The organism is Bacteroidales bacterium (assembly GCA_018334875.1).
Taxonomy (GTDB): Bacteria; Bacteroidota; Bacteroidia; order Bacteroidales; family UBA12077; genus JAGXLC01.
Genome location: JAGXLC010000250.1, coordinates 1 through 6147 on the forward strand (window position 1 = coordinate 1; position 6147 = coordinate 6147).

At 39.4% G+C, this 6147-nt stretch carries 9 protein-coding genes; 3 read left to right on the forward strand and 6 right to left on the reverse strand.

Annotated elements, in window-relative coordinates; translation table 11 throughout:
- The coding region (locus KGY70_15545) for a hypothetical protein (protein MBS3776610.1) at positions 1-239 on the reverse strand (239 nt) is incomplete at its 3' end.
- 253 nt (positions 240-492) lie between these two features.
- On the opposite strand from KGY70_15545, the gene KGY70_15550 reads away from it, so the two are divergent.
- Positions 493-693, forward strand: coding sequence for a hypothetical protein (locus tag KGY70_15550; protein MBS3776611.1), 201 nt, complete (start codon positions 493-495; stop codon positions 691-693).
- A 412-nt stretch (positions 694-1105) separates the two neighbouring features.
- Here KGY70_15550 and KGY70_15555 read toward each other — a convergent pair whose 3' ends face one another.
- The 4 genes from KGY70_15555 to mnmE form a co-directional block, all read right to left on the reverse strand.
- The gene (locus tag KGY70_15555) at positions 1106-1546 is read right to left on the reverse strand and encodes a hypothetical protein (protein MBS3776612.1); all 441 of its coding nucleotides are present in this window, start codon (positions 1544-1546) and stop codon (positions 1106-1108) included.
- An 11-nt stretch (positions 1547-1557) separates the two neighbouring features.
- Positions 1558-1980: a helix-turn-helix transcriptional regulator gene (locus KGY70_15560; protein ID MBS3776613.1), complete on the reverse strand. Its 423-nt coding sequence runs from the start codon at positions 1978-1980 to the stop codon at positions 1558-1560.
- Positions 1973-2455 (reverse strand): hypothetical protein, encoded by a 483-nt coding sequence (locus tag KGY70_15565; GenBank protein MBS3776614.1) that lies wholly within the window; start codon positions 2453-2455, stop codon positions 1973-1975. Before KGY70_15565 ends, KGY70_15560 begins: the two co-directional genes overlap by 8 nt.
- 131 nt (positions 2456-2586) lie before the next feature.
- Positions 2587-3996: a tRNA uridine-5-carboxymethylaminomethyl(34) synthesis GTPase MnmE gene (gene mnmE, locus KGY70_15570; GenBank protein MBS3776615.1), complete on the reverse strand. Its 1410-nt coding sequence runs from the start codon at positions 3994-3996 to the stop codon at positions 2587-2589.
- A gap of 153 nt (positions 3997-4149) precedes the next feature.
- Here mnmE and sucD point away from each other — a divergent pair, with 153 nt between their 5' ends.
- Positions 4150-5031: a succinate--CoA ligase subunit alpha gene (sucD, locus tag KGY70_15575; GenBank protein MBS3776616.1), complete on the forward strand. Its 882-nt coding sequence runs from the start codon at positions 4150-4152 to the stop codon at positions 5029-5031.
- A gap of 64 nt (positions 5032-5095) precedes the next feature.
- A complete protein-coding gene (locus KGY70_15580; GenBank protein ID MBS3776617.1) occupies positions 5096-5470 on the forward strand; it encodes a response regulator in 375 nt (124 codons plus the stop codon).
- A gap of 362 nt (positions 5471-5832) precedes the next feature.
- Here the strand turns inward: KGY70_15580 and KGY70_15585 are convergent, their stop codons facing one another.
- A complete protein-coding gene (locus KGY70_15585) occupies positions 5833-5946 on the reverse strand; it encodes a four helix bundle protein (GenBank protein ID MBS3776618.1) in 114 nt (37 codons plus the stop codon).
- Positions 5947-6147 lie beyond the last annotated feature (201 nt).

Sequence of the window (6147 nt, forward strand, 5' to 3'; positions counted from 1 at the left end):
GGTGGTTTGTGTCCGACAAATACAGATTCTGAAAATATGAATCTATCTGTTGAATTGATTTTGTTTCCAATTTCCATGGCCTGTTGCAGGGTATCCCCCTTTGTAGATACACGCCGCGGCGTGTATTTACAAAGGGGGTGTAAATGGGCACTGGAAATAATCAAAATCATAAACAAGAAGAATTTGTTGGTCACATCAGGAGAAACTACCATACATGGGCAGGTCTTTTTCACCTTCATAATCCGGGTTTTTTTAGTTGGATGTTATAATATGTTATAACATATTCAATGTTTTTGTGCCTGCTGCAGGATAATTCCCCTTTGTAGATACACGTCCATATTTGTCTCTACAAAGAAGGTTGCTGCCTGCCATTGTATCACAAAAAAATAAAAAATAAGGAAGAAACAGACGTATTTCTACTTCATTATTCATAATATTTTTTTCTATATTTGTTTATGAAGTGAGACAATAATTTTAAATTTATGGAAGACCATGTCAAACAGTCAACAGATTATTAAAGACGATCAAGGGAATAAAATAGGGGTATTTTTACCTATTAAAGAATATGAAAGAATACTTGATCAACTTGAAGAATTAGAAGACATAAAAGCCTACGATGAATATAAATCTTTGGAGGAAGAATCCATTCCATTGCGGGATGCAATAAAGCAAAGAAAACAGCAGAATGGCTAAATACACTGTATTTATTACCAAAACAGTCCGCAAACATTTAGCAAAACTCCCCAATGAAGTAGCTGATCGGTTGGAAGAAAAGATGCTTTAACTCGAAGACAATCCCAGACCCAGGGAAGCTAAGAAACTTAAAGGGCGTGATGCCTATAGGATTAGAGTGGTGATTACAGGTTCATTTATATTATTAAGGATAAAATGCTTGTTATAACCATCATTAAGATCGGTCATCGAAAAAATATTTATAAATAGTCATTATCTTATCGTTATATTGAATTATTTGATTCTAAGATTGGAGTCTCACTCACTTACCACACAGAAAGTGGTGATTAGTTTTTAAGGTGCTGGATAATAATCACTTTTGCTTTAGTCAAGTTGTTGGAAGTTGTAAAAGAGTTGTAAAAAATAATACAGTTTACTCTTGGTTTTTCTTTGTAAACTGTCCAGGATCAATAAGCGGTAAATGTGCATTGTGAAGGAAGGTTCCGCTGAAATTAGCAAACATGACACCCCGGGTAGTTGAAATGGATACAGTATTTAAATCTGTGAGCATCTCTTTTGGGAAATCAACTGTTTTATTTTCATAATCAGCAAATTCTTCAAGGTTTTTTACTTCATAGTTACAAGCCACTTTTATAGAGCCTAAGAGAGTTGCATTATCTTCGTGAAGCACACTTACAGAAGTGATGGCAGATACAAGTTGCTTCTTCATGTTGATTTTGTGTTCTATATTAATATTAAAGTGGTATTGTTTAATTTCACTCTGTGGCCTTTTTTCATAGTAAAGATGAATGTCTAATAATTCAATTCCTGTTAATTTGTATTCTGTGGTTGGATAATTTGTCGAATTGGTCATATTCAATTAAATTAACAATTGTGTGCTCCCATGTTCAATAAAAAGAAGCCTGATTCAGTTTGAAGTTCTTCCATTATAGATTCCCTTGTTCCTGCTTCTGAACTCACTGTAACGGTGTTTTGCTGAATAACGATTGCTTTAGATTCTTCTCGAAAGTTGATTAATTGAATGCCTAATACTTCTTCGAGGTCAGACAATGTATCTATAGTGAAATTATGAGTACCGCTTAAATATTTGGAAATCTCTGATGGCTTCTTTTCCAAAGCTTCAGCCAAATCTTTATTTTTCCAGCCCTTTGCTCTCTTGGCTTCATCGATTCTGGTTGCCAGCATCATTCTTTTTTCAGTTCTTTTGTATACCTTCTCATCTGTCTCGTCCATTAATTCGTCTAAAGCTGGACTTGTATAATCTTCTGCTTTCTTTTTCTTAATCATAATTTTCAGGTTTAAAGTCAAGATTGCCTAATAAATCCGTATAATCTTCAGAAAATTCTATTTCATCTTCCTGCATTCTTTTTCGGATGTCTTTTGCTATTTGTCTTAAAAAATAATTTTCTTCTTTAAGTTTCGAGTCTTCTTGCAATGTTTGGGTGGTTTTTTCGCCGCCACCTCCTAAGATGATTAAGGTCTTTCCATAACGAATACAATACAATCTTAGATTTTTACCCGGGTGATCATATAAGGCGCAAACTCCGTCTCCCGGTTCTCCTTCATTGAGTTTGAAAAATTGTTCCCTGGCTCCGGTTTTATGACCTATAATTTTAATACGGTTAATAATGTCTTTTAGTTCACTCTTAAATGAAAATTTATTTTCGTTTATAAACCGGTCAAGCATCGTTTTTTCTTCATCTAAAAGAAAGACAGAATAAATGGAGGTTTTATTCCCGCTTAATTTTTTTTCTTTTACCAATTTATAATGTTTCATTTAAGATTGCCTCAAATGTAATGAAAAATTTAACTTAAAAGTTAAATTTGAGTTTTTGTTTTGTAGAATTTAAAAATACAAATTTTTCAGAAGTTTTGTTTCCCTACTATCAGTCTTTACTTTCCCACACAAAAGTGCTTAAATATATTCCCCAGCACCTCGTCCGTGGTTATTTCTCCCGTTATCTCACCGAGATAGTGGATCACCTGGCGGACGTCCATGACGAACAGGTCTGAGGAAAGGCCGGATTCCATGCCTTCGCGGGCGCGCTGGAGGGCATCGTATGCATTTTTTAAAGCTTCGTAGTGGCGTACGTTGGTAACCATGATCTCATTCTGATTCAGCGGGGAGTAGTTTACCGAGTTGAGCAGCTTGCTGGTAAGCTTATCAATGTTGGTGCCCTGTTTGGCTGAAATGCGCAGCAATTCATCCTCCGTATGGATTACCTTTCGAATGGCTTTTTCTATATCTACCACTTCATCTTCTGTGGTAACCTGATCTACTTTATTAAGTAGAATCATCAATTTTTTTGACGTTCCTTTGATCCGTTCTTCTACCTTTTTGATGGTTTCTACTACGGTTTCGGTTGGTTGCGTGGCATCAACCAGCAGTAGAACAATCTGTGCCTTGTCTATCTGATCGAATGTACGTTCGATGCCTATGGTCTCAATTTTTTCCCGGGTATCCCTGATGCCTGCCGTATCAATAAATCGGAATTCAATGCCCTGAATGTTGATCAAATCCTCAATTACATCACGTGTAGTGCCGGCTATATCGGTTACTATGGCCTTTTCTTCATTTAGGAGGCGGTTGAGTAAAGTGGACTTGCCCACATTGGTATTACCGGTGATGGCCACTGGAAAGCCGTTTTTAATGGCGTTGCCCAGTTCGAATGAATTCAGCAGCTTTGATATCAATTGGTCAATTTCCTCCAGCAATTCCTTAAGTTGGGTTCTATCGGCAAATTCCACATCCTCTTCGCTGAAATCCAGTTCCAGCTCAATCAGCGAAATGAAGTTCAGCAATTTCTCGCGTAGGTTTCGAATCTCTGAGGAAAACCCACCGCGCATCTGCTGCATGGCCAGCTTATGAGAAGCCGAAGAAGTGGAGGCAATCAGATCGGCCACGCCTTCTGCCTGGGCCAGGTCCATCTTGCCGTTGTGAAAGGCCCGCATGGTGAATTCGCCGGGATTGGCCGTGCGGGCCCCGTGATTGATCAATAATTGCAGCAACTTTTGCTGGATATACATCGATCCATGGCACGATATTTCAACCATATGATTTCCCGTATAGGAATGGGGTGCATGATAGGGAACCAACAACACCTCATCGAGCACCTGTTCTCCTTCAATTATACTGCCAAGATGCATTTTGCGGGGCATCAGCTCTTCCGTATTTTTATGACTGCCTCTGGGTTGAAAGATTTTATCAATCAATGAGAAGACTTCGTTGCCGTCCACCCGCACAACAGCAATGGCACCATTTCCCTGTGGAGTGGAGATGGCACATATGTTACCGGCATCCATCATTTGGGGACTGATTTTGTTTGCTGCAAATTTAACTAGCTTTAATTGAAATAGGAGTGAGGTAACTAAATTATTCAGAATGCGTATATATAATAGATTTGTCTTTCACCAATAAATGAGTTAATTTTGAATGTAAATTAGATAAAGGCAACTATGAGCATTTTGGTCAATAAGGATTCCAGGGTTATTGTGCAGGGGATTACAGGAAGTGAGGGAACTTTTCATACCGAACAGATGATGGATTACGGTACCCAGGTAGTCGGTGGGGTTACACCCGGAAAGGAAGGAATGAAACACCTGGGCGTTCCTGTTTTCAATACGGTGGAAAAAGCTGTGGAAGAAACGGCAGCCAATACTTCGGTCATATTTGTTCCTCCCGCATTTGCAGCAGATGCCGTTATGGAAGCCAGTGATGCAGGTATCGAGGTTGTAGTGGCTATATCTGAAGGGATCCCCACGCAGGATATGGTTAAGCTAAAGGAGTTCATCAAAGACAGCGGAACCGTTTTAATCGGGCCCAACTGTCCGGGGATTATAACTCCTGAAGAATGCAAGGCAGGCATCATGCCGGGATTCATTCATAAAAAGGGCTCGGTGGGTATTGTGTCCCGATCCGGAACATTGACCTATGAAGCAGTGGATCAGGTAACCAAGCTGGGAATGGGCCAATCAACCTGTATTGGGATAGGAGGGGACCCCATTGTTGGAACCTCCACGCTGGATGCAGTTAAACTATTTATGGATGATACTGAAACAGATGGCATCATCATTATTGGGGAGATTGGAGGAAGCATGGAAACAGAAGCTGCAGAATGGATCCGGGTAAACGCTACCAAACCGGTAGTTGCTTTTATTGCCGGAAAAACGGCTCCGAAAGGCAGGAGAATGGGGCATGCAGGAGCCATCATAGGAGGGAAATCGGATACTGCTTCAGCCAAGATTGAAACCATGAGAAGGTGCGGGATTCATATTGCAGAATCCCCGGCGGGTATCGGTCAGGCCATGTTTGATGCACTAAGTAAAGCCTGTCCATAAATACAGATGCTGGTTAAAGCGTCTCTAAACAGATGAGATAAACAATTATTAAAATACATGGTACATGCAGGACAAAGATTGGAGCGATAGAGTCATTCTCATCGCCGAAGATGAAAAGATCAATTATCTTTACCTGAAATCGATTTTTGATAAAACCGGTGCCAGCACATTATGGGCCAGGAGCGGATCAGAAGCCGTTCAAATGTGTAGGGAGCATCCTGTAGACATTGTATTGATGGATATCAAAATGCCCGGAACCGACGGAAATGAAGCCACCCGAAATATAAAAGCGTTGAATTCCGATATTGCGGTAATCGTTCAAACTTCCTACACGATGAAAGAAGACAGTAAAAAAGCCTTTGAAGCCGGTTGTGATACCTTCCTAAGCAAACCCGTCCGCCCGAAAAATCTGCTGGCGATCGTTGAAAAGTATATTTAACCAGTAGGCAGTAGGCAGTAGGCAGTAAGCAGTAAGCAGTAAGCAAAAAATAGGCAGTAGCCACTTATCAATGATAATTCATTCAAACCATACTATGGTTTAATAGCAAAACTGCTCAGGATTTTTGATCAAACTACCTAACATTTTGTCAACTTCAGAATATTTGCCGATAAAATAATTATGGGTTTCTTTATTGATGAATTCATGATCTAATGAAAAATTCAACCAAACTGTGGTTCCAGAAGCCTCACCATATCGGAATCGGTTAATTTATAAGCAAAATGTGTGAGATATCTTCTTTTACTTCAAGCCTCTGATATATTTGCAGATACAGACCGTGAAGATATTCTGATCTGATCAGTCTAGTTATACCTTTCTTCTTTAGGGGAATGTTTTGAAACCTCAAAAATTTCAACAGCCAATTGAAAAGAAAGCTGATATACCTTCAGATCGCGAAAACCTTTATAATTACCAATTTTATATTTTTATAAACAATTAATTAGCCCCATATTTACTGTCTACTGTCTACTGCCTACTGTTTACTGCTTACTGTTTACTGCTTACTGTCTACTGCTTACTGTCTACTGCTTACTGCCTACCGCCTACTGCCTACTGCTTACTGCCTAATGCCTACTGCTTAGTGCCTACTGCCTACTGCCTACTGCTTACTGCTTACT